Raw genomic sequence first — 22,681 nt, 5'->3', positions numbered from 1 at the left:
ACCGGTGTAACCCGGCTCGATATTCATCGGGTGGAGGAGGCACGTGGCGGCACAAAACGAACCCGTCAAACGGCCGCTGCGGGCGGTGCCCGACAGCGGCTTTGACGATGGCTATCCGGACTGGGAAGCGGTATACCAGGACAACGCGTCCTGGGTCTACCGCACGCTGTTCGCCCGGGTCGGCAACCGGGCCGACGCCGAGGACCTCACCGCCGAGGTCTTCCTCGCCGCGCTGCGGCCGCTGCGGCTGACCGCGAGCGTCGGCGAGGTGCGCGCCTACCTGCGGGTCACCGCGCGAACGGTGCTGGCAGCGCATTGGCGGGAGACCCTGGGTCGGGAGATAACCTCGATCGACGACATCGAACAACCACCGGAAAGCGAGGAAGCGATCAGCACCGCGCCGCAGCGTGTCGCCCGGGTTCTGGACAACCTGCCGGACCGCTACCGGCATATCCTGGAATTACGCTTCCTGCAAGGGCATTCGATCAAGGATTCCGCCGCGGAACTCGGGGTCAGCGTCGCCAACGCCAAGGTGCTCCAGCATCGCGCGCTGCGGTTGGCGGCGCAGATCAACGATGGGGGCTCACCATGAACGCGCGAGGGCTGCGCCGCTACGTCGACGACCTGTTGCGGGGCCGGCGGCCCAGGCCGTTCGCCCCCGACGACTTCGAGGCGGCGCAGCTGCGCACGGCGATCGAATTGCGCGCCGCCGGGCGCCGGGGCGAGGCCCCGCGCCCGGAATTCATCGACGAGCTGCATGATCGCCTCGCCGAGCAGATGTCCGACGCGCGGCCCCAAGCGGCGGCCCAGAAGCACAGCAGCACCCGCCGCCAGATCATCGTCGGCACGTCGGCAGCGGCGGCCGCCGCGGTCACCGCGGTGTCCATCGACCGAGCCGTGATCGCCGGGCACCCCGGCGGGGTTCCCGCCGCCGAGAACGCGCCGCTCACGCCCAACGCCGGGACCTGGCAGCGGGTGGCGGCCAGTTCGCAGGTGCCCGACGGGGTCATGCATCCGTTCGACCTGGGTTCGGTGAGCGGATTCGTCCGCCGCGTCGACGGTAAGCCGCAGGCCGTCTCCGGGGTATGCACCCACCAAGGGTGCCGGCTGTGGTTCGACGCGCCCGACGACACGCTGCGCTGCCCCTGCCACTCGACCTCGTTCTCGCCCGCCGGCCAGGTGCTCACCCACCAACTGCCGATCGCCCCGAAGCCGTTGCCGGCGTTGCTGGTTCGTGAGATCGACGGCGTCATCGAGGTGTTCGCGCCCGCGCGTCCCGACCAGCCCGCCTGAGTGGTGTAACCCGCCGCCCTATTCCTGGGCATGATGCTTCGAAAACATTCGGCGGTCGCCGTGGCCGCGGCAGTCCTCCTGGCGGGTTGCTCGGCCTCGCGGCCCGCCGCCGGCTCCGGCACCAGCACCAGCATGCCCATGGGCTCAGTGACGGCGCCCGCGGCGCCGGTGAGCGGCAACCAGGTCAACATCGACGGCTTCGCGTTCGCGCCGGCCACGCTGACCGTCCCCGTGGGCACCACCGTCACGTGGACCAACCGCGACGAAGAACCGCATACGGTGGCCGCATCCGACGGTTCGTTCCACTCGCCCGGAATGGGGACGGGGGCGACTTTCACCCACACCTTCTCCGACGCCGGAACTTTCGACTACGTCTGCTCCATCCATCCGATGATGCGCGGGAGCGTGGTGGTGACGCGATGAACCCGGACATGAGTCGCCGCCAGCTGATGCGACACACGGCGTGGTTCGGGGCGGCGGTCGGCTTCGCCGTGGTTGGCGGCGAAGTGATTTCGCATGTCGCGGGTACCGCGGCGGCAGAGCACGCGCACGCCCGGCCATCCCTGCGGTTCGCCCAGATCAGCGACAGCCACATCGGATTCACCGGGGCGCCCAACCCGGACGTCGCCGGCACGTTCGGCCATGCGATCGATCAGGTCAACAATCTCGGCTACACACCGGATTTCGTCGTGCACACCGGCGACCTGACACACCTGTCCAGCACCGAGCAGTTCGACCAGGTGAAGCAGATGATGACTGCCCTGAAGACGCCGCATGTGTTCACCGTGCCCGGGGAGCACGACTCGGTCGACGACGCGGGCCAGAAATATCGGAGCGCCTTCGGTGCGGGATCCGTCGGCGACGGCTGGTACAGCTTCGACACCGCAGGCGTGCACGTGATCGCACTGGTCAACACGCTGAACCTGCACAAGCTCGGACATTTGGGGGCCGACCAGTTGGAGTTCGTCGAGAAGGACGTCGCGCGGCTGTCGAGCGATACCCCCATCATCGTGTTCAGCCACATCCCGTTGTTCGCGATGTACCCCAACTGGGGCTGGGGCACCGACGACGCGGCCCAGGCACTGAACTACCTGCGCCGGTTCTCGTCCGTCACCTGCCTCAATGGGCATGTGCACCAATTGTTTTCCAAGACGGAAGGCAACGTGACGTTCTACAGCGGGACGACGACCGCGTACCCGCTGCCGCGGCCGGGTGACGGGCCGGCGCCCAAGCCGGTCACCCTGCCCGCCGGCAAGCTCCGCGATGCCCTCGGCATCCGCGAGGTCACTTACACCAGGGGCGAGGCCGCCCTGGCGTTGAAAGAGCAGGCGCTGCAATGACTCTTCTGCTTCGCATCGGGCTGGCCGCGTCACTGGCGGTCAGCGCTGCCAGCCACGCCTACCTCTATGTGCACGGCTACCGACACATCCCGGATATCGGCGCCGCCTTCCTGGTTCAGGCCAGCGCGTCGTTCGCCATAGCCCTGCTGATCCTCCTGGGCGGTCCCGGCTGGCTCCGCTGGGCCGGCGCGGCCGTGGCGGGCGGCTCGCTGATCGCGTTCGCCCTATCGAGAACGACTGGGGTCATGGGCTTTTCGGAGCAGGGCTGGCAGCCCGCACCCCATGCCGCGATCAGTGTGACCGCGGAGGTGTTGACGGTGCTGCTGTGGGCGGGGGATCTGGCGACTGCGCGGGGTCGGGGAGTTCGCCAACTTCAGAAAGGTCGCGAACAGACCACTTCCGCTTGAGACGAGACCTCAAATTCTGCGCGGGCTTTTCGACCAGATACCAGCTCAGCGCCGCCAGCGGCAGGGTGGCCAACGCCGAAACGAGGAAAAACACACTCGGGTGCAGCCAGATAAGCCCACAGACCGCCAGCAACTGCTGCATCGGGTACGCGTAAATGTAGACGCCGTAGGACAGATCCGTGCGTAATCTCAGCCGCTCGTTGCGGATCAAGGCACCCGACACGATGACGGCATAGGCCAGCGGAAGGGCAGCCACCACGCGGTAATCGGGCAACAGGCCTGCCGCCAGGACGATCACCACGCTCACCGCGACCAGTGACCACCGGGCGGGAATCACGTCTCGCCACTGATAAAGGACCGCGCCGGCCGCAAACATGATCGCGGATCGCACCGCCAGCTGCGGGATAGTCCAGACCCCGGGAAATGTCAGGGGCGGCAAGAGCAACGCGCCGAACACCGCCAGGACCAAAATTGCGGGAGACACCCAACGGCGATTGGCGAGTCCGATGACACCGATGACGGCGACAACCAGATAGCACATCAGCTCCCAGATCAGGGACCACAGGGAAGCGTTCCACTTTCCCGCATCCGGGATCCCGCTCGGTGTGGCACCGACACCCTGATGAAGGTAGGCCACGGCGGCGTTTTTCCAGACGTATTCGATCGGGTCGCTGGACAGGAGCAGCTTGACGGCCGAACCACCTTGAATCGCCACACTTATCGGGGCGATGACGAACGCGGTCACGATCAAGCAGACATAGAACCCGGGAAGGATGCGCAGCGCTCGAGCGACGAGATAGTCGCGGACCCGTGGGTCGTTGAGCCAACTGGCGGTGATGAGAAATCCCGAGATCGCAAAGAACCCGTCAACACCCACCGAGAAGAAGAGCTGGAGAATCGCCGCGGGCGGCATCCGGCCCGTGATCGGCCAAGGAGTGAAACAGCATCACTTCGGCCGCCAGGGCCAACCGGAATGCGTTCAGCGCGTTCTTTCGCGGATCGAATACCAGTCCGAGCTTCATCCGCCTCCGCCTGTCGTCCTATCCCCAGCGCCGTCGGCGCCATCGTATCGGCAGTGACTAGGCGGTGCCCCGGAATTCCGGGGGAAGCGCGGTACCTCGAACCTCCGTGGGCAGCACGAGCACCGTTTGCGTTGTCTGCTCACCGGGGGCGGGCGACTTCCGCTTGAGACGACGTTTGAGAGACCGCGCGGGGTTTTCGACCAAAAACCAGCTTGCCGCGGCCAGTGGCAGCGTCGCTGCCGTCGCAACGACGAAGAACGCGAACGGATTTAGCCACTTGAGGCCGCCGATGACCAGCAGCTGCTGTATTGGGAATGCGTAAATGTAGACGCCGTAGGACAGATCCGTGCGTAATCTCAGGCGCTTGTTGTGGATCAAGGCGCCCGACACGATGATGGCATAAGCCAGCGGAAGGGCGGCCACCACACGGTAGTCGGGCAGCAGGCTGGACGCCGCGACGATGACCAGGCTCACCGCGACGAGGTCCCATCGGGCGGGGATCCTGTCGCGCCACTGGTAAAGGAGCGCGCCGGCCGAAAACATAATTGCGGTTCGGCAGGCCAAAAACATGAGCGGGACGAGCGCATTATCTTGCTGGTGAGTCAATTCCTCCGGAGAGGTCAGGGGCGGCAATAACGACGCCCCGACCAGTGCCGCCAGCAGGATGGCGGGAGAAACCCACCGGCGGCTCGCAAGTCCGACCACGCCGATGGCAGCAACGATCAGGTAGCACATCACTTCCCAGATGAGGGACCACAGCGACCCGTTCCAGACACCCGCGACCGGAACCCCGTGCGGTGTCCCGCCGATATCGAACTTGACCAGCGCCACCGCGCTGTTCTCCAAAACAAACTCCAATGGCGCGCCGGACGCTACGAGCTTGGTGACCGAGCCGCCTTGCATCGCTACCCCGAGCGGGGCGAAGGCAAACGCGGTAACGATCAAGCAGGCGTAGAAGCCAGGCAGGATGCGAAGTGCCCGGGCGGCGAAATAGTCACGGACCCGCGGATTGCTGAGCCAACTTGCTGTGATGAGGAATCCCGAGATCGCGAAGAATCCGTCCACGCCCACACAAAGAAGAAGTTGGTAAGCCGGCTTGTTCGACGGGATACGGCCCGTGACGCCCCAGGAGTGAATGAAAATTACCTCGGCAGCCAGCAGCAGGCGCCACGCATTCAATGCGTTGCTCCGCGGATTGAAGACATGCCCTAGCTTCATCGGCCCCCTTCGCCCGAGCGCCATTGCTCGACGCCATCGTATCGTTTCTGACCACCGCAAAGGTGGATTCGGGCCCCCGCATCACCGATTCCACCATTTACCGGGGGCGGGTGGAGGCTACTTTGCCAAAATAGGATCAGATGCGTTTCACGCAGCAGATAACCAACCGAACGCTTGGTCGCCGCTGGATGCCGCGCCGATTATTTGCTGCGCATCCCGTCGATAAACTTCTGAGTCTCGTTCCAGCTGGGCAAGAGCCCGGCGGCGCGCACTTCTTCCAGGCTGGGCGCGGCGGCGTCGCGGTCGGACAGGTTGGGGGCAGCCCCGTTCACCAGCGGCCAGTCGACCCCGATCGCGGGGTCGGTCGCGCAGATGGTGCGCTCGCGCTGCGGGTTGTATTCGGCGGAGCACAGGTACATCACCGTCGAATCGTCTTCCAAGGCGAGGAAGCCGTGTCCGAGGCCTTCGGAAAGGTAGATCGTCCTGCGGTCCTGGTCGTCAAGCAACACCGAGTCCCACTGCCCGAACGTCGGCGAACCCTCGCGGATGTCCACCACGACGTCGAAAACCGAGCCGCGCACGCAGGTCACATATTTGGCCTGGCTTGGCGGCAGCTGGGCGAAGTGCAGGCCGCGCAACACGCCGGCCGACGAAACCGAACAGTTCGCTTGCCGAACATCCAAGCGGTGACCGGCGAACTCGGTGAACTCCCGGTCGGTGAGCCACTCGAAGAACAGTCCACGGGAATCACCGCGAATGGTGGGGGTGATCTCCCAGGCGCCGGGGATGTCGAGTTCGCGAACCTTCATCTACTGACCACGCTCTTCGTAACGGGCTTCCGCGGCGTCCTTCAAAGGGCGCCACCATGATTCGTTGGCACGATACCAGTCGATGGTGGCGCTCAATCCCTCTTCGAAATCGGTATGCTTTGGCGCCCAACATAGTTCGTCGTACAACATCGACGGGTCGATGGCGTAGCGCAGGTCGTGACCGACGCGGTCGGTCACGTGGTCGAAGTCGTCGGGTTCGTGCCCCATCATCTTCAGCAGCGTGCGCAGCACACTGAGGTTGTCGCGCTCGCCCTCGGAGCTGATCAGGTACGTGCGGCCGATTTCGCCCTTTTCCAGGATCCGTCGCACGGCGCTGTTGTGGTCGTCGACGTGGATCCAGTCGCGGACGTTGGCGCCGCTGCCGTACAGCTTGCACCGCCGGCCGGTGAGCACATTGGTGATCTGGCGCGGAATGAACTTCTCGACGTGCTGATACGGCCCGTAATTGTTGGAGCAGTTCGAGATCGTCGCGCGCACGCCGTAGGACCGCACCCAGGCCCGGACCAGCATGTCGGCGCCGGCCTTGGTGGCCGAGTACGGGCTCGACGGGTTGTACGGCGTGGACTCGGTGAATCGGTGGGGGTCGTCCAGCTCGAGGTCGCCGTAGACCTCGTCGGTCGAAATGTGGTGCAGCCGCACGCCGTGGCGCCGCACCGCTTCGAGGATGGTGAAAGTCCCGACGACGTTGGTGTGCAGGAACGGCCCCGGGTCGTCCAGCGCGTTGTCCACGTGGCTCTCCGCGGCGAAGTGCACCACCGCGTCGGACTCGGCCACCAGCCGGGAGACCAGCTCGGCGTCGCAGATGTCGCCCACCACCAGCCGGATGGCGTCCTCGACGTCGGCCAGCGACTCCCGACGGCCGGCGTAGGTCAAGGCGTCGAGCACCGTCACGGAATCTTCCGGGTGCTCCCGGACCGTGCTGTGCACGAAATTCGCGCCGATGAAGCCAGCGCCGCCGGTGACCAGTAACCGCATGCCCAAACCCTAACCGAGCGAGTCGGTCAGCTTGCTCCAGTCAGCCCCAGCGGCCCGGCCAATTCACTCAGCACGCGAATCACCTCGTCGTCGCCGGCCGCGTCGAGCACTTGGACCGCCACGTGGTCGGCGCCGGCGTCGACGTGTTCGTTGAGGCGTTGCGCAATGGCCTCGGCGGTGCCGTACGCCACCACCGCGTCGATCAGCTTGTCGCTGCCCGGCTTGCGGACATCGGCCTCGCTGAAGCCGGTGCGCAGCCAGTTGTTCACATAGTTACTCAGGTCGAGGTAGAAGTCGGCATACCTGCGGCCGACCGCGCGGGCTTGGGCCGCGTCGGTGGTGAGCACCACCTTGTGTTCGGGCGCGAGGAACACCGAGTTCCCGATCAGTTCGCGCGCCTTGGCCGTGTGTTCCGGGGTGGTCAGGTACGGGTGCGCACCGGCGCTGCGCCGCGCCGCCAGCCGCAGCACGCGCGGCCCGAGCGCCGCGAGTACCCGGCGGCTGGTGGGCACCACCGCGGCGTCGAGCTCATCGAGGTAGGAGGCCAGTGCGTCGTACGGCTTGACGTACTCCTTGGTGTGCTCGGGGTGTCCCACCCCGACGCCCAGCAAAAACCTTCCGGGATAGGCGTTTTCGATGCGCTTGAAGGACTCGGCGACGGCCGGGGCCGGCGCGGTCCAGATGTTGACGATCCCGGTGGCCAGTTGCAGCGACGTCGTCGCCTCCAGGGCCGGTTCCACCCACGACAGCTCGGCATCCGGTGAACCGCCGATCCAGGCCGCACCGTAACCCAGCGACTCGATCCGCGCCGCCAGTTCGGGGGTGATCGAGCGGGTGGGCAGCCACACGCCGAACCGGCCCAGGTCGGGCTTGAGTGCTACGGGCTCGGTCATCTACGTCCCCCTCGTGCGTCGTCTGCTAGCTCAGTCCGAGCGGCCCGGCCAATTCCGCCAGAGCCGGAACCAGGTTTTCATCCTTCGTCAGGACCTGCACGGGCACGTGGTCCGCGCCCGCATCGAGGTGCTCCTTCAGCCGGGCGGCGATCGCGTCGGGCGTGCCGTAGGCCACCACCGCGTCGACCAGGCGGTCGCTGCCCGGCTTGGTGACCTCCTCATCGGTGAAACCGAGCCGCTTCCAGCTGTTGCGGTAGTTGGCGAGCTGGAAATAGATGTCGAGCGCCCTGCGGCCCACCGCACGTGCCTTCTCGGGGTCGGTGGTCAGCACCGCCTTGTGTTCGGGCGCCAGGAACGCCGACGGGCCGATCAACTCGCGGGCCCGAGCGGTGTGCTCGGGCGTGGTGAGGTACGGGTGCGCCCCCGCGGCCCGCTCCGCCGACAGCCTCAGGACCCGCGGGCCCAGGGCGGCCACCACCCGGCGGTTGGCGGGCACCCCGAAGTCGTCCAGCTGCTGCAGGTACTCGGCGAGCGCGTCGTAGGGCTTGCGGTACTCGGTGTGCGCCTCGGGATGGCCGACGCCGATGCCCAGCAGGAAGCGGCCGGGGTAGGCCTTGTCGATGCGGTGGAACGACTCCGCCACCGGCTTGGCCGCCGCCGTCCAGATGTTGACGATCCCGGTGGCCACCTGCAGGGTGGTCGTCGCTTCGAGGATGGGCTCCACCCAGGCCAGCTCGGCCGGCGGCGAACCGCCCACCCACACGGCCCCGTAGCCCAGGGATTCGATGTCTTTGGCTTGTTGTGGCGTCACGCCGCGTCCGAACGATCCGAACCGGCCGAGGTTGGGCTTGCTCGCTGCATCGGTCATGGTTGTTCCCAACCGGCGGCATGGTGTGGCTATTCCGGAAGATCTACCTCCACCGGCGGCGGCGTCTCGAGCGGCAGCAACACGACGAACCGGGTATCGCCGGGCGTCGATTCCACGCGCAGATCCCCGCGATGCTTCTTGACGACGATGTTGAAGGCCAGATCCAGTCCCAGACCGGTGCCCTCGCCGAACGGTTTGGTGGTGAAGAACGGCTCGAAGATGTGCTCGCGCACGTCCTCGGGCACCCCGGGCCCGGTGTCGCAGATCTCGACGCGGGCCATGTTCTCGCCCTCCCGGCAGGTGCGGATGGTCAGCGTGCCGCCGGTGTCGCGCATCGCGGCGATCGCGTTGTCGATGATGTTAGTCCACACCTGATTGAGATCGCCTGGGTAACAAGGGATTTCGGGAAGCGATTGGTCGAAGTCCTTGACCACGGTGATCGCGGGGTGTTTTCCGGGCTCCTTGCTCGGGTCCTTGGTCAACCGGTCGGCGAACATCACCAGCGTGCTGCGCAGTAACTCGTGCACATTGGCCACCTGGAACGGGGCCCGATCGAGCTGCGAATACTGCTTGGCGTCGGCGACCAACGCCGAAATCCGTTTGCTCGCTTCCAGAACCTGGTTCATCAGCAGCTCGCTCTCGATGGTGTAGTTGATCCACCGGATCGCCTCCTCCAGCGAGGTCGACGCGAGTTCCTCGCTGACCGTGGAAATCCGCTCCAGCCAATCGGTGTCGATGCCGCCCTCGACGAAGGTCGGCGCGATGTCCCAACCGCCCTCGACGCCGTGGTCTTCCAGCCAGTCGCCGACGGCGTCCTCACGGTCGGCGGTTTCCATGGCGCTCAGGTGCTCCGACGCCGACTTGGCGACCTGCTCGGCCACCTCCTGCTGCAGGTGGACCAGCGCGCTGAGCGCCTCGGGACTGACCGTGCCGTCGGCGAGCATCGCCAGCTTGCCCCGCATACCGGCGACCCGGCCGCGCAGGTCGGCCGCCGCACGGGCGATGGCCGCCGCGGGATTGTTCAGCTGATGCGTAAGCCCGGCCGACAACCGGCCCAGCGCCAGCAGCTTCTCCCGGTTGTCGATGATCCGGCGGGTCCGGTCGGTGCCGACGGCGATGCCGTCGAGCAGGTGCACCGCCATCGGGAACTGGTCCTTCATGAACCGGGCGAACACCGGCGCGTCCATCACGAAGAACCGCGACGGCTTGGTCACGTGCACCGAGGCGTCGTAGCTCTTTTGCTTGCCGCCGGTGAACGCCCGCCAAGCGCCGCAATACACGCCGCGCTGCGAGGTGCGGTTGGTTTCGATGTCCTGGCCGCCGGAGAGCTTGGACATCATCAGCTCACCCTCGATGAGGACGTAGAAGCAGGTCGCCGGCTCACCCTCGACGCAGATCGGTCCCGGTTCGTAGTTCTCGATGTGCCCGTTGGCGCACAACACCGCGAGCTGGTCGTCGGTGAGCGCCTCGAACAGGAACAGGCTGCGCAGCTCATCGGGCTCGCAGGGCATCGTGGCGGTCACGATTCCGCCAGGTAGCGGTGCACCAGCATCACGGCCATCGATCCCTCGCCGACGGCGGCCGCGACGCGCTTGGCGGACTCGGCCCGCACGTCGCCGGTGGCGAACACGCCCGGCACGCTGGTCTCGAGGTGGTGGGGCGGGCGGTCCAGCGTCCAGCCGCAGACGTTGCGCAGGTCCGGCCCGGTGAGCACGAAGCCGTGGTTGTCGCGGGCGAGCACCCCGTCCAGCCACTCGGTGCGCGGGGCGGCGCCGATGAAGATGAACATCCGGGCGCAGGTGACGTCCTCGGTGTCCCCGGTCCGGTTGTCGACCAGGGTCAGCCGCTCCAGGTGGTCGTCCCCGACGGCGCGGCGCACCTCGGTGCAGGTGCGCACCGTGATGTTGGGTCGTTGCTGGATCTGCTGGATGAGGTAGTAGGACATCGACGCGTCCAGCGACGGCGCGCGAACCACGATGGTCACCGACTTGGCCTCGCGGGACAGGTACATCGCGGCCTGGCCGGCGGAGTTGGCCCCGCCGACGACGTAGACCTCCTCGCCCGCGCATTCCGACGCGATGGAGACGGCGGCCCCGTAGTAGACGCCGCGGCCGGTCAGCTCGCCGCAGCCCTCCGCCGGGAGCTGACGGTAGGCGACGCCGGTGGCCAGGATGACGGCGTGCGCGTCGATCGATCCGCCGTCGGCGAACCGCACGGTGCGCTTGGGGCCGTTGACTTCGAGCGCCGTGGCGGTGCGGGCGGTGATGAGTTCGGCGCCGAACTTCTCGGCCTGCCTGCGGGCCCGGTCGGCCAGCTGGCCGCCGGACACCCCGTCGGGGAAGCCCAGGTAGTTCTCGATGCGTGAGCTCTGGCCCGCCTGGCCGCCCGTCGCGGTGCGTTCGATGAGCACCGTGCGCAGCCCCTCGGAGGCGCCGTACACGGCGGCGGCCAGGCCCGCCGGCCCGCCGCCGATGACGATCAGGTCGTAGAACTCCTGAGACGGCGTGGTGGTCAGGCCCAGGGTGTCGGCCAGTTGCGCGTCGGTGGGTTCGATCAGGGTGTCGCCGCGTTCGGTGACGACGATGGGCAGCCGCCGGCCGTCCTCGCCGGCGGCCTTGAGCAACCGCTCGCCGTCGGGGTCGTCGGCCATGAACCACGAGTAGTGCAGCCCGTTGCGGGCCAGGAAGTCACGCACCTGCCACGACCGCTCCGACCAGCGGTGCCCGATCACCTTGGTGTGCGGGATGGGGTGTTCGGGCGCCGCGCGCCAGGCGTCCAGCAGCGCGTCGATGACGGGGTAGAACTTCTCCTGCGGCGGGTCCCACGGCTTGAGCAGGTAGTGGTCCAGGTCGACGACGTTGATCGCGTCGATGGCGGCGTGGGTGTCTGCGTAGGCGGTGAGCAGCACGCGGCGCGCCGCCGGATACAGGTCCATCGCCTGCTCGAGGAATTCGATGCCGCTCATCTGCGGCATCCGGTAGTCGGCGATCAGCACCGCGACCGTCTCACCCCGCAGCTTGAGCTCCTTGAGCGTCTCCAGGCCGTCGGGGCCCGACTCGGCGCGCACGATCCGGTGGCGGTCCCCGTATTGGCGACGCAGGTCGCGGGCGACCGCGCGGGAAACCGAGGGATCGTCGTCGACGGTCAACAGGACCGGCTTGCGAGGCTGAACTGAGGGGGTTGCGGGGCTCGCGGGACTCGTCATCGGGATTAAGTATGCGCTCGTCAGGGCGCTGGCGGCAGGTCGAGGAGGCGGTTTATCGGCCGGCCGGATTTCGCTGCCAGCGATTTTGGGTCAGGGCGCTGACCAGGTATCGTGGGACAACGGTGCGTCATCCGCGCCGACTTTTTGCGTGCCCTGTCTTAGGAATTTCCTGGAATTTCCTGCCCTTGGCTCACGTTTCTAGTCGGGCGAATGCTGCGCCGATATGGGCGCACACAAGGATACGAAACCAAAGACGAGGATTTGACGAGAAGTTATGGCCAAGAAGGAAGGCGCCATAGAGGTCGAGGGCCGCGTGGTCGAGCCCCTGCCCAATGCGATGTTCCGCATTGAGCTGGAGAACGGTCACAAGGTGCTCGCCCACATCAGCGGCAAGATGCGGCAGCACTACATCCGCATCCTGCCCGAGGACCGCGTGGTGGTGGAGCTGTCTCCCTACGACCTGTCCCGGGGCCGCATCGTGTACAGGTACAAGTAAGCCCCGAATCTGACAACGAGAAAGAACAGGATCGATCAGCCGTGAAGGTGAACCCGAGCGTCAAGCCAATCTGTGACAAGTGCAGGGTGATCCGTCGGCATGGGCGGGTCATGGTGATCTGCTCCGATCCGCGCCACAAGCAGCGCCAGGGCTAGGCGCTAAACGCTTGCTACACAACTGAATGCAGACCTCCCAGCACCACTGAGCGGCTGGCATCTATAGAGATGGGCCGCTCATCCACGCCCGGACGGAGGCCGGGCCCCGCGAAGCGGGAACGGGCTGGGAAAAGACCTCCGCCGAGAAAAAGAGGAAACGCCACCTATGGCTCGACTAGTAGGCGTCGATCTGCCGCGCGACAAGCGGATGGAGATCGCGCTGACTTACATCTTCGGTGTCGGCCGTACCCGGTCGAACGAGATTCTGGCGGCTACGGGGATCGACAAGGACCTGCGCACCAGGGACCTGACCGACGACCAGCTGACGCACTTGCGTGACTACATCGAAGCGAACCTCAAGGTTGAGGGTGACCTGCGCCGCGAGGTGCAGGCCGACATTCGCCGCAAGATCGAGATCGGCTGCTACCAGGGCCTGCGGCACCGCCGCGGCCTGCCGGTGCGCGGCCAGCGGACCAAGACCAATGCGCGCACCCGCAAGGGCCCCAAGCGCACCATCGCCGGCAAGAAGAAGGCCAGGTAATCGCCCATGCCACCAGCCAAGAAGGCATCCTCTGCGCCCAAGAAGGGGCAGAAGACCCGCAAGCGGGAAAAGAAGAACATCCCGCACGGTGCCGCGCACATCAAGAGCACGTTCAACAACACGATCGTGAGCATCACCGACCCGCAGGGCAACGTCATCGCCTGGGCGTCGTCGGGTCACGTCGGCTTCAAGGGTTCGCGGAAATCGACCCCGTTCGCCGCGCAGCTCGCCGCCGAGAACGCCGCGCGCAAGGCCCAGGAGCACGGCGTGCGCAAGGTCGACGTGTTCGTCAAGGGCCCGGGCTCGGGCCGGGAGACGGCGATCCGCTCGCTGCAGGCCGCCGGCCTCGAGGTCGGCGCGATCTCCGACGTCACCCCGCAGCCCCACAACGGCTGCCGTCCGCCCAAGCGCAGAAGGGTCTAGGAAACAATCATGGCTCGTTACACCGGACCCATCACCCGCAAGTCGCGCCGGCTGCGCACCGACCTCGTCGGCGGCGACCAGGCCTTCGAGAAGCGCCCCTACCCGCCGGGTCAGCACGGCCGCGCGCGGATCAAGGAGAGCGAATACCTGCAGCAGCTGCAGGAGAAGCAGAAGGCGCGCTTCACCTACGGCGTCATGGAGAAGCAGTTCCGCCGCTACTACGAAGAGGCCTCCCGGCAGTCCGGCAAGACGGGTGAGGAGCTGCTCAAGATCCTGGAAAGCCGGCTGGACAACGTCGTGTACCGGGCCGGGCTGGCCCGCACGCGCCGGATGGCCCGCCAGCTGGTCAGCCACGGCCACTTCAGCGTCAACGGCGTGCACGTCAACGTTCCCAGCTACCGGGTGTCGCAGTACGACATCATCGACGTGCGGGACGGCTCGCTGAACACGGTGCCGTTCCAGATCGCGCGGGAGACGGCGGGCGACCGCCCGATTCCGAGCTGGCTGCAGGTGGTGGGGGAGCGTCAGCGCATCCTGATCCACCAGCTGCCCGAGCGGGCGCAGATCGACGTGCCGCTCGCCGAGCAGCTGATCGTCGAGTTCTACTCGAAGTAACGGACTTTCGAGCCGCCCGGCTCGAAAACCTCAACGGCATCAAATAGCGGGTGCCGAGAAGGAGAAGAAGAAACACCATGCTGATCTCTCAGCGACCCACACTGTCGGAGGAAGTCCTCACCGACAGCCGCTCGCAGTTCGTCATCGAGCCCCTGGAGCCCGGATTCGGTTACACCCTGGGCAATTCGCTGCGCCGGACGCTGCTGTCGTCGATTCCCGGCGCGGCCGTCACCAGCATCCGCATCGACGGCGTGCTGCACGAGTTCACCACCGTCGCCGGGGTGAAGGAAGACGTCACCGCGATCATCCTGAACCTAAAGAGCCTGGTCGTGTCCTCCGAGGAGGACGAGCCGGTCACCATGTACCTGCGCAAGCAGGGCCCGGGCGCGGTCACCGCGGGCGACATCGTCCCGCCCGCCGGCGTCACGGTGCACAACCCCGACATGCACATCGCAACGCTGAACGACAAGGGCAAGCTCGAGGTCGAGCTCGTCGTCGAGCGTGGCCGCGGTTACGTCCCGGCCGTGCAGAACCGGGCCTCCGGCGCCGAAATCGGCCGCATCCCGGTCGATTCCATCTACTCGCCGGTGCTCAAGGTGACCTACAAGGTCGACGCCACCCGTGTCGAGCAGCGCACCGACTTCGACAAGCTGATCCTGGACGTCGAGACCAAGAGTTCGATCACCCCGCGCGACGCGCTGGCGTCGGCCGGTAAGACCCTGGTCGAATTGTTCGGCCTGGCACGCGAACTCAACGTCGAGGCCGAGGGCATCGAGATCGGGCCGTCGCCGGCCGAGGCCGACCACATCGCCTCGTTCGCGCTGCCGATCGACGACCTGGACCTCACGGTGCGGTCGTACAACTGCCTCAAGCGCGAGGGCGTGCACACCGTCGGCGAGCTGGTGAGCCGCACCGAGTCCGACCTGCTCGACATCCGCAACTTCGGTCAGAAGTCCATCGACGAGGTGAAGGTCAAGCTGCACCAGCTGGGCCTGTCGCTCAAGGACAGCCCGCCGAGCTTCGACCCGTCGCAGGTCGCGGGCTACGACGTGGCCACGGGCACCTGGTCCACCGAGGGCGCCTACGACGACCAGGACTACGCGGAAACCGAACAGCTGTAAAGAATTCCGTCCCGGCCCTACCTGATACGGGGGCTGGCCCCCGATGAGGAGATAGTGCAATGCCCAAGCCCACCAAGGGCCCCCGCCTCGGCGGGTCATCTTCCCACCAGAAGGCCCTGCTGGCCAACCTGGCGACGTCGCTGTTCGAGCACAACCAGATCAAGACGACCGAGCCGAAGGCGCGGGCGCTGCGGCCGTATGCGGAGAAGCTGATCACGCATGCGAAAAAGGGCACGCTGCACAACCGTCGCGAGGTGCTCAAGAAGATCCGCGACAAGGACGTCGTGCACAAGCTGTTCGACGAGATCGGGCCGTTCTTCGCCGACCGCAACGGCGGCTACACCCGCATCATCAAGGTGGAGCCGCGCAAGGGCGACAACGCCCCGATGGCCGTGATCCAGCTGGTGCTGGAGAAGACGGTGACCTCGGAGGCCGACCGGGCGCGCCGGGTGAAGGCGACCAAGAAGGCTGACGCACCCGTCGCGGCAGCGGCGGCACCTCAGGCGGCGGTCGAATCCGAGGAAGCCGTCGGCCCGACCGCCGAAGAGGTGACCGAGCCGGCCGAGACCCCGGAAGCTGAGGAAGCCGAAGCCGGCGAGACCACCCAAGCCCAGGCCAAGGCCGAGGAGAAGGCCGACAAAGCCGTCGCCGCGCGGGCCGAAGCCGAAAAGGCCGCCGAGGCTGACGAGGCTGACGAGAGTTAGCGAGGCCGTCCGTCTGCGGCTCGACATCGCCTATGACGGAACGGAATTCGCGGGCTGGGCGCCTCAGTCCGGCCAGCGCACCGTCGCCGGAGTGCTCGACGAGGCGCTGACGACGGTCTTCCGCGCGCCGATGCGGCTGCGGGCGGCCGGACGCACCGACACCGGGGTGCACGCCACCGGTCAGGTGGCGCACGTCGACGTGCCGCCGCCCGCGCTGCCGCACGCCTACCCGCGCTCGTCGCGCGCCGGGGAAACGGAATTCGAGCCGCTGGTGCGCCGGCTCGGTCGGTTCCTGCCCACCGATGTCCGCGTGCTCGACATCGCCCGCGCCCCAGCGGGTTTCGACGCCCGGTTCTCGGCGCTGCGGCGTCACTACGTGTACCGGCTGTCGACGGCGCCCTACGGGGTGGAGCCGCAGCAGGCCCGATATATCACCGCCTGGCCGCGCCCCCTGGATGTGGACGCGATGACCGTCGCGTCGCGAGACCTGCTGGGGCTGCACGACTTTGCCGGGTTCTGCCGTCATCGGCCCAACGCCACCACCATCCGCGATCTGCAGCGCCTGGACTGGTCGCGCGACGGTGACCTGATCACCGCGCACGTCAGCGCCGACGCATTCTGCTGGCAGATGGTGCGCTCGTTGGTGGGGGCGCTGCTGGCCGTGGGCGAGCACCGCCGCTTGGTGTCGTGGTGTCGTGAATTGCTCACCGCCACAAGCCGTTCCAGTGACTACGCGGCCGCGCCGGCGCAGGGGCTGACGCTGGTCGGCGTCGACTATCCGCCCGACGACCAGCTGGAGGCGCGCAACCTGGTCACCCGGGACCTGCGCACTCGCTAAACCTTGGTCGCGACGAAACTGGCGGCCTGGTTGGTCAATCCGGGCACGTAGCTCAGGTGCGATGCCCACCGGGTGCCGCCCGAGCAGATCGGGTCGCCCGGGTTGCACAGGTCGATGGTTTTGCCGGCGTATTCCGGGGTCAGCGCGCTCATCAGTTGGCCCGCCCGGCTCGACGGATTCCCGAACAGGGCGACGGCGGCGACGTGGTCGGCGGCCGCCGCCGGCAGGGGCTGGCGAAAGCCCAGGCCGGGCAACGGTGCGGCCGTGACGATGTCGACGACGGCGGCCCCCTGGGAGTAGCCGCCCAGCACCAGCTTGGTGTTGGGGCAGTTGCCCGCCATCTGCTGGATGTGGTTGCTGGCGTCGTTGGCGCCGTCCGCGGCGGCCAGGAAGTCCTTGTTGGCCGGGTAGTTCACCCCATATGAGCCAACGCTTTTGCCGGTCTGCTGGCGCAGCGAGTTCACGAACGCCCCGCCGACCTTGCCGACGCCGGGCGGTTCGTCGGTGCCGCGGGCGAACACCACCTCAACGCCGGGGCACGACGCGAAGGCCTGCGGAAGCAGTTGGGGAGCAACCACTATCGCGGCGCCCGCGAGCAGCCCGGCGCCCAGCGTCAATGGAATGAGCCGCACCCCACGATGTTAGGGGCGCGTTGGTCTCGTGCCGGTAACGATTCAGACGAGAGGAGCTTGCGGAGTCACCGTGGTCGGCGCGGGCGCCGGGCCGGTTCCGCCGTGGATCGACGGCGCCGACCCGGGCGGGGTCTGGCCGTACACCGGTGACGGCGTGCCGCCGGGCTGGTTCGGAACCGGGCCCAGCGGCGGTCCGAACGCGGGGCTGGACGGGCTCGAGCCGGCCAGTTTCTGGGCGACGAACGCCGCGGCCTGGGTGGTGTAGACGGGGACGTAGCCCTCGGTGTGCCCGCTCCACTCGTTGCCGGGCCCGGCGTGGCAGATCGGGTCGTTGGGGTTGCAGTAGTCGGCGGCCTTCGAGCCCAGCAGCGCGCTCTGAGTGGGCAGCGTGCCGCCGGCGCGGTCGGCCACGTCACCGAACGTGACGACCGCCGCGATGTTGTTGGCGTACTGCTCGGGCAGCTTGTTGCCCCAGCTGATGCCGCCGATCGGGACGCCGGCCACGATGTCCATCACCGACGCGCCCTGCGAGTAGCCGCCCAGCACGATCTTGGTGTTGGGGCAGGTTTCCACGCTCTTCTTGACGCGGTCGATGGTGTCGTTGGCGCCGTCGCCGCCGTGCAGCTGCAGCTTGCTGGCGGCGTAGTTCACGCCGTAGGGCAGAATGTTCAGGCCGGTCTGCTGGCGCAGCGAGTCCACCAACGCGTCGCCGACGCGGCCCAGGCCAGCCGGTTCGTTGGTGCCGCGGGCGAAGATGACCTCGACGTCCGGGCAGTCGAAGGCCGAGGCTATCGGCGCCGCGGCGGGGGACAAGAGCAGGCCAGAAGCGGTGACCAGCGCAGAGGCCCCCAGCCCCACGCAGCGACCTATCCGGTGAGAAAACACGCCGTAACTTTACCTACCCCAAGCACGGTTCGAAAGTTCGCTGACCTGTGGATCAATTAAGCGCCCCCGCGGACAGGCCGTTTACCGTATGCGCAACGACTACGCAGGTTGGGGGAATCAGTGCCGCGTCAGCCCGCGCCGTGGCTGCACGTCAGCGGCTACCGATTCCTGCTGCGTCGCGTCGAGTGCGCGTTGCTGGGCGGGAACATCCACACTCTCAGCGCCGGCTCGCGTGCGCGGACGGCGGCGCTGGCGATCGGGTGCGTGCTGGCGGCGATCGCCGTCGCGGGGGCTGCGCTCCTTGCTTTGCTGCGGCCACGGGTGGCGCTCGATGGGACCCAACTGGTGATGGGGCAAGAATCCGGAGCGCTGTACGTACGGGTGGGCGATACCTGGCATCCCGTCATGAACCTGGCGTCGGCGCGGTTGATCGCGGCAGTGGCGGTGAATCCCCGGCCGGTGCCCGAAGCGGACTTGGCCCGCGCCAAACGCGGCCCGCTGCTGGGTATCCCGAGTGCGCCGCACTTCATCGGCGATCCGTTGTCGGCGGACGAAGCGGCCTGGACGATCTGCGACGCCGACGCCGACGCCGACGGCGCCGTCGCGACGACGGTCGTCGTGGGCCGCACCGACGACGCGGCGGCCGGGCAACTGAGTTCCGGGCGGGCCGCACTGGTCGCGCCGGCCTCGGGTTCGCCGGTCTACCTGCTCTACGACGGGAAGCGGGCCGTGGTGGACGTCGCCGACGTCGGGGTCGTGCGCGCGCTTCGGTTGGAAGGCCGCAAACCGCGGCTCGTCTCGCCGGCGTTGCTGAACGCCATTCCCGAGGCGCCATCAATCAGGGCACCCCTTATCCGGGGCGCCGGCGACAAGGCGTCCGCGCTACCCGGGTTTCCGGTAGGAAGCGTGGTGCGCATCGCCCGGTCTGGGGGTGACGAGTATTACGCGGTGGTCGCTGCCGGGGTCCAGCGGATCGGAGAGGTGGCCGCTGACCTGCTGCGCTTCAGCAATTCCGAGGGCACCGCGAACGCCGTAACGGTGGCGCCCGACGCGATTCGCGCCGCTCCGATCGTCGATGCGCTGCCGGTGGCCGGCTTTCCCGACCGGGCCCCCACCCTGTCGGACGGGAGCGCTTTGTGCGTCTCGTGGCAGCCGGCGCCACCCGGCCGATCGGGCGTCACGCTTCTGGCCGGCGGTCGGCTGCCGATACCCGCCGGTCAGGCACCGGTGACGTTGTCCCAGGCCGACGGCCCCGGCCCCGCGGTGGACGCGGTGTACATGCCGCCCGGCCGAAGCGCCTACGTCCGAGTCGGCACGCGGTACCTGGTCACCGACAGCGGGGTGCGGTTCGCGATCCACGACGACGAAGCCGCACATGATCTCGGGCTCCCGGCGGCCAACCCGGCGCCATGGCCCGTACTGGGGGCCCTTCCGGCCGGGCCGGAACTGAGCAGAGAGAAGGCGTCAGTCGCCCGTGACTTTGTGGCGGGGATGCCGTAGTCGCCCCCCGGCCACACCGGCGACCAGCGCGACGCCCAGCGCGGCGAGGCAGAGGGCGACGCCGCGCAACGCGGTGTTGCGCGCGTGGGCGTTCTGCGGTGCGGGTGGCGGCGGCAAGGCGATCGGCGCGGGGGCAGGCGTCGACGTGGTCCCGGGTGGACCGGCATCGGTGCTGATTGCCGCCAACGCGTCGATCGCGCCGTTGCCTACGAGCGGGTCCCAACCGGAGGGTGGGTGATGCGCTGTGGACTCGATGCGCTGCATCACTTGCCGCGCGGTCAACACCGGGAACCGCGCCCGGATCAGCGCGGCCAGCCCACTGACCACTGGCGCGGCGTAACTGGTGCCGGACACCGGTTCCGAGCCGAGAGGGGTCACCGCCTCGCCGGGGGCCGCTACGTCCACCCAGGGGCCCGCGAGGGTGAAATCCGACGGCGCACCTTCGGGATCCACCGAACCGACGGTCAGCACGAAGTCGTCGTACCACGCCGGGCTGACCGCAACCGTGGCCGTCTCCCAGGTGGCATCCGAGCGCTGGGAAGGGCAATGCGCGGCTCCGCCAGTGTTGCCGGCCGCGGCCACGATGACGGCATTTTTGACATCGACGGCGTAGGCCAGCGCGGCGCCCAGTGCGCGATCGTCGAGCGCCGATGCGACGGGAACGCAGGCCACCGAGGAGACGTTGATCACCGACGCGCCGAGATCGGCGGCGGTGCGGACGGCTTTCGCCATGGTGTCGACGTCACCGACGCCCCCACGGGACCGGTCGTCGGCGGGGGAGAACTTCCCGCTGGACTGGCGAATGCTGATCACGGTGGCTTCGGGGGCAATGCCGGTTGAGCCTGAATCCGCTGTGGCAGCGATGATTCCGGCGACCAGAGTGCCGTGCGCGTCGCAATCCTGGGTCCCGTCGCCGCCGGACACATAATCCCCGCCCGGCAACACATCGGATAGCAGGCGATGCCGCGAGACGCCGGTGTCGATGACCGCGATCCGTTGGCCGGCGCCGCGGGTGAGCTGCCAGACCCGCGGCAGGTCGAGAAGTTCAGCCAGCCGGTCAGGCGCCGATCCCGTCGTCATCGTCGCGCAAACCTCGCGCTGCACCGTCGGCCGCGGGGGCGCGGGCCGCGCGGGCTTCGGTAACCACCTGTCGTCGACCTGAGGCGGCGGAATTGCTTGCGCCAGTGGCGGTCCCAGCATCGTCAGCCACGCCAGCGCCGACACCGACAGGAGGCCGACGACGCGCGACGTCCTCACTTGAGGTTCAATCCCCGGACGGCGCCATAGAGTCCGCATATCCAGCAGGCCAATGGCACCAACGCAACCAGCGCCAGCCACTCCAACGCATCGAAGCTGCGGCGCGCAAGCGGCGAAAGCGACATCGCCGGAACGGCGAAACCGAGGTAAAGCGCCGCGGCGCTCAGCGTTGCCGCAGCGGCGGCGACCCACGGTCCGTGGCTCGTTGCGCTCAAGGCGGCGACACCGAAAGTTGTCCCCACCACCGCCATTCCCGCGATGGCGAACGTTTGCATCCTTAAGGCGGCACCGGAACGCGCACGTAAGAGCAGCAGGGCGCCGGTGACAGTGCCGAATGCCATGCAGGACAGGCGTGATGCACCGGCCAGCACGGTGACGACGGCGCCGACAGCGGCCGATGCCGAGAACCCGGCAAGCAGGCTCGACAACCAGGCGTCGGCGCGGCGCGCTTGCGCCGTCAGGCGGGCCCGGCTTACTTCGGTCTCGTCCATGTCCGCCGGCGCCGACAGCTGGGGCGATAACCCCGCCAACACGATCGACACCCGCGCCGTGGCCCCGAGCAGGCCGAGTGACACCAGCGCCGAGCCCGCGCCCAGGGCGTGCGGCGGGGCGGCGGTGATCACCCCCACCAGTGCGGCCACGGCGACCACCGTCGTGAGGCACGATACGGCGGTCAATGCGACCACGCCGCAACCCGATGCCCGCATCGCCAAAACGCAGGTGACGGTGGTCGCCGTCGCGGCCAGCAGGACATTGCAGACGCCAGGGGGGCCGGGCACCGCCAGAAAACCGGCGACCGCTGCAAACGCGGTGGCCATCGCGTTCAGCGCCAGCCCGGCGATCGCATTCCGATAGGCCCGGTGCACAACCACAGCGGACAGCAGGGCGACCAGGCCCGCGCCTGCCGCCACGCCCACCGTCGTGTGGATCTCGTGGCCGGGGTTGCCGCTGAGCGCATTTCGGATGAGCGCCAGCACGCCGATGGCGGTCAAGCAGCTTGCCGCGACCGTACCGGTGCGTCGGGCCGCTAGTCGACGCCGGGCATCGGTCCCAGGTTTCGGGGCCGAGGCCAGCGCCTCCGCCACCGCCTCCGCGACGTCATGATGACGGGTGACGGGTGGTGGGGCCGGCTGCTGACTCAGTAGAAGAACTGCGCCATCCGCAATGTCGTTCTGCGCCAACGTCTTCGACGGGTCCAGAGCGGAGGATCCGGGGGGTGAAAGCTGGTAGCGCTTGGCGGTCGGATCGTCGTCGTCGCGGACCTCGAGGACGTCGACGATCGACGGGGTCAGGATGGCGACGGGAATCTCGGCCGGTAGGGACAGGTCGGTGGCAGTGGCGCCGGAATGGATTGACACCCGGCGGAGCCCCGGATCGGTCGCAGGCAACGGTGACCCCTTCAGTCGGATTGCCGCCAAAATAGCCAGGTTTCGCCCACCGGGTATCTGGCTGTCCACAGGTGA

General features: G+C 67.8%; 24 protein-coding genes and 3 pseudogenes. 14 read left to right on the top strand and 13 right to left on the bottom strand.

Translation table 11 applies throughout. The annotated features are described in order from the left end of the window. The first annotated feature begins 43 nt into the window (after positions 1–43). From H7J89_RS15720 to H7J89_RS15700, 5 genes are read left to right on the top strand one after another with little or no spacing between them, the layout of a single operon-like run. Positions 44–592, top strand: a complete 549-nt coding sequence (locus tag H7J89_RS15720; RefSeq protein WP_264044583.1) for an RNA polymerase sigma factor — start codon at positions 44–46, stop codon at positions 590–592. Continuing rightward, entirely contained in the window at positions 589–1,293 is a 705-nt protein-coding gene (locus tag H7J89_RS15715; RefSeq protein ID WP_264044582.1) for a Rieske (2Fe-2S) protein, read from the top strand. Before H7J89_RS15720 ends, H7J89_RS15715 begins: the two co-directional genes overlap by 4 nt. Positions 1,294–1,323: 30 nt before the next feature. After that, positions 1,324–1,716 carry a cupredoxin domain-containing protein gene (locus tag H7J89_RS15710; RefSeq protein WP_264044581.1) on the top strand — a complete coding sequence of 131 codons (393 nt, stop codon included), beginning with the start codon at positions 1,324–1,326 and terminating at the stop codon, positions 1,714–1,716. Further along, a complete protein-coding gene (locus H7J89_RS15705) occupies positions 1,713–2,633 on the top strand; it encodes a metallophosphoesterase family protein (RefSeq protein ID WP_264044580.1) in 921 nt (306 codons plus the stop codon). Before H7J89_RS15710 ends, H7J89_RS15705 begins: the two co-directional genes overlap by 4 nt. Then, on the top strand, positions 2,630–3,040 hold the full coding sequence (locus tag H7J89_RS15700) for a hypothetical protein (RefSeq protein ID WP_264044579.1): 411 nt from the start codon (positions 2,630–2,632) through the stop codon (positions 3,038–3,040). The genes H7J89_RS15705 and H7J89_RS15700 overlap by 4 nt, the downstream gene beginning before the upstream one ends. Here the strand turns inward: H7J89_RS15700 and H7J89_RS15695 are convergent. From H7J89_RS15695 to H7J89_RS15660, 9 genes and pseudogenes are all read right to left on the bottom strand, one after another. Beyond that, positions 2,925–4,062: pseudogene (locus tag H7J89_RS15695) on the bottom strand (acyltransferase family protein). The gene H7J89_RS15700 and the pseudogene H7J89_RS15695 sit on opposite strands and share 116 nt — an antisense overlap. 57 nt (positions 4,063–4,119) lie before the next feature. Continuing rightward, positions 4,120–5,280, bottom strand: coding sequence for an acyltransferase family protein (locus tag H7J89_RS15690; RefSeq protein ID WP_264044870.1), 1,161 nt, complete (start codon positions 5,278–5,280; stop codon positions 4,120–4,122). Positions 5,281–5,480: 200 nt separating this feature from the next. Next, complete coding sequence (gene rfbC, locus H7J89_RS15685) at positions 5,481–6,089, bottom strand: dTDP-4-dehydrorhamnose 3,5-epimerase (protein WP_264044578.1); 609 nt, start codon at positions 6,087–6,089, stop codon at positions 5,481–5,483. Then, positions 6,090–7,085 carry a dTDP-glucose 4,6-dehydratase gene (gene rfbB, locus H7J89_RS15680; RefSeq protein ID WP_264044577.1) on the bottom strand — a complete coding sequence of 332 codons (996 nt, stop codon included), beginning with the start codon at positions 7,083–7,085 and terminating at the stop codon, positions 6,090–6,092. Between the two features lie 26 nt (positions 7,086–7,111). Then, on the bottom strand, positions 7,112–7,978 hold the full coding sequence (locus tag H7J89_RS15675; RefSeq protein ID WP_264044576.1) for an LLM class F420-dependent oxidoreductase: 867 nt from the start codon (positions 7,976–7,978) through the stop codon (positions 7,112–7,114). A gap of 25 nt (positions 7,979–8,003) precedes the next feature. Next, a complete protein-coding gene (locus tag H7J89_RS15670; RefSeq protein ID WP_264044575.1) occupies positions 8,004–8,846 on the bottom strand; it encodes an LLM class F420-dependent oxidoreductase in 843 nt (280 codons plus the stop codon). A 29-nt stretch (positions 8,847–8,875) separates the two neighbouring features. Beyond that, positions 8,876–9,217 (bottom strand): annotated as a pseudogene (locus tag H7J89_RS25945) (sensor histidine kinase); the annotation flags it as partial. Positions 9,218–10,057: 840 nt separating this feature from the next. Continuing rightward, positions 10,058–10,183, bottom strand: a pseudogene (locus H7J89_RS25940) (hypothetical protein); the annotation flags it as partial. A 182-nt stretch (positions 10,184–10,365) separates the two neighbouring features. Beyond that, complete coding sequence (locus tag H7J89_RS15660) at positions 10,366–12,051, bottom strand: NAD(P)/FAD-dependent oxidoreductase (protein ID WP_264044574.1); 1,686 nt, start codon at positions 12,049–12,051, stop codon at positions 10,366–10,368. Positions 12,052–12,325: 274 nt separating this feature from the next. Between H7J89_RS15660 and infA the strand changes: the two genes are divergently transcribed. The 8 genes from infA (at position 12,326) to truA (ending at position 16,944) form a co-directional block, all read left to right on the top strand. Next, positions 12,326–12,547 carry a translation initiation factor IF-1 gene (gene infA / locus H7J89_RS15655; protein WP_046182346.1) on the top strand — a complete coding sequence of 74 codons (222 nt, stop codon included), beginning with the start codon at positions 12,326–12,328 and terminating at the stop codon, positions 12,545–12,547. A gap of 41 nt (positions 12,548–12,588) precedes the next feature. After that, positions 12,589–12,702 (top strand): 50S ribosomal protein L36, encoded by a 114-nt coding sequence (gene rpmJ, locus H7J89_RS15650; RefSeq protein WP_003879483.1) that lies wholly within the window; start codon positions 12,589–12,591, stop codon positions 12,700–12,702. Positions 12,703–12,868: 166 nt separating this feature from the next. Then, the gene (gene rpsM, locus H7J89_RS15645; RefSeq protein ID WP_007167900.1) at positions 12,869–13,243 is read left to right on the top strand and encodes a 30S ribosomal protein S13; all 375 of its coding nucleotides are present in this window, start codon (positions 12,869–12,871) and stop codon (positions 13,241–13,243) included. A 6-nt stretch (positions 13,244–13,249) separates the two neighbouring features. Then, on the top strand, positions 13,250–13,666 hold the full coding sequence (gene rpsK, locus H7J89_RS15640; protein ID WP_066945725.1) for a 30S ribosomal protein S11: 417 nt from the start codon (positions 13,250–13,252) through the stop codon (positions 13,664–13,666). Between the two features lie 9 nt (positions 13,667–13,675). Then, a complete protein-coding gene (gene rpsD / locus H7J89_RS15635) occupies positions 13,676–14,281 on the top strand; it encodes a 30S ribosomal protein S4 (protein ID WP_046182343.1) in 606 nt (201 codons plus the stop codon). A 77-nt stretch (positions 14,282–14,358) separates the two neighbouring features. Next, positions 14,359–15,402 (top strand): DNA-directed RNA polymerase subunit alpha, encoded by a 1,044-nt coding sequence (locus H7J89_RS15630; protein WP_067203475.1) that lies wholly within the window; start codon positions 14,359–14,361, stop codon positions 15,400–15,402. 59 nt (positions 15,403–15,461) lie between these two features. Further along, positions 15,462–16,106 (top strand): 50S ribosomal protein L17, encoded by a 645-nt coding sequence (rplQ, locus tag H7J89_RS15625; RefSeq protein ID WP_264044573.1) that lies wholly within the window; start codon positions 15,462–15,464, stop codon positions 16,104–16,106. Further along, on the top strand, positions 16,084–16,944 hold the full coding sequence (truA, locus tag H7J89_RS15620) for a tRNA pseudouridine(38-40) synthase TruA (protein ID WP_264044866.1): 861 nt from the start codon (positions 16,084–16,086) through the stop codon (positions 16,942–16,944). Before rplQ ends, truA begins: the two co-directional genes overlap by 23 nt. Here truA and H7J89_RS15615 read toward each other — a convergent pair. Both H7J89_RS15615 and H7J89_RS15610 read right to left on the bottom strand, forming a co-directional pair. After that, a complete protein-coding gene (locus H7J89_RS15615; RefSeq protein ID WP_264044865.1) occupies positions 16,941–17,561 on the bottom strand; it encodes a cutinase family protein in 621 nt (206 codons plus the stop codon). The genes truA and H7J89_RS15615 overlap by 4 nt on opposite strands. Positions 17,562–17,618: 57 nt before the next feature. Continuing rightward, on the bottom strand, positions 17,619–18,461 hold the full coding sequence (locus H7J89_RS15610; protein ID WP_264044572.1) for a cutinase family protein: 843 nt from the start codon (positions 18,459–18,461) through the stop codon (positions 17,619–17,621). Between the two features lie 120 nt (positions 18,462–18,581). On the opposite strand from H7J89_RS15610, the gene eccB reads away from it, so the two are divergent. Further along, a complete protein-coding gene (gene eccB / locus H7J89_RS15605; protein WP_264044571.1) occupies positions 18,582–19,961 on the top strand; it encodes a type VII secretion protein EccB in 1,380 nt (459 codons plus the stop codon). Here eccB and mycP read toward each other — a convergent pair. Together mycP and eccD are read right to left on the bottom strand one after the other, a co-directional pair. After that, positions 19,926–21,218 (bottom strand): type VII secretion-associated serine protease mycosin, encoded by a 1,293-nt coding sequence (gene mycP / locus H7J89_RS15600; protein WP_308205127.1) that lies wholly within the window; start codon positions 21,216–21,218, stop codon positions 19,926–19,928. The two genes, eccB and mycP, sit on opposite strands and share 36 nt — an antisense overlap. After that, positions 21,215–22,639, bottom strand: coding sequence for a type VII secretion integral membrane protein EccD (gene eccD / locus H7J89_RS15595; protein WP_308205129.1), 1,425 nt, complete (start codon positions 22,637–22,639; stop codon positions 21,215–21,217). The genes mycP and eccD overlap by 4 nt, the downstream gene beginning before the upstream one ends. Between the last annotated feature and the right edge of the window lie 42 nt (positions 22,640–22,681).

It is taken from the genome of Mycobacterium paraffinicum (assembly GCF_025822865.1).
GTDB lineage: Bacteria > Actinomycetota > Actinomycetes > Mycobacteriales > Mycobacteriaceae > Mycobacterium > Mycobacterium paraffinicum.
This window is presented reverse-complemented; position numbering and strand designations above follow the sequence as displayed.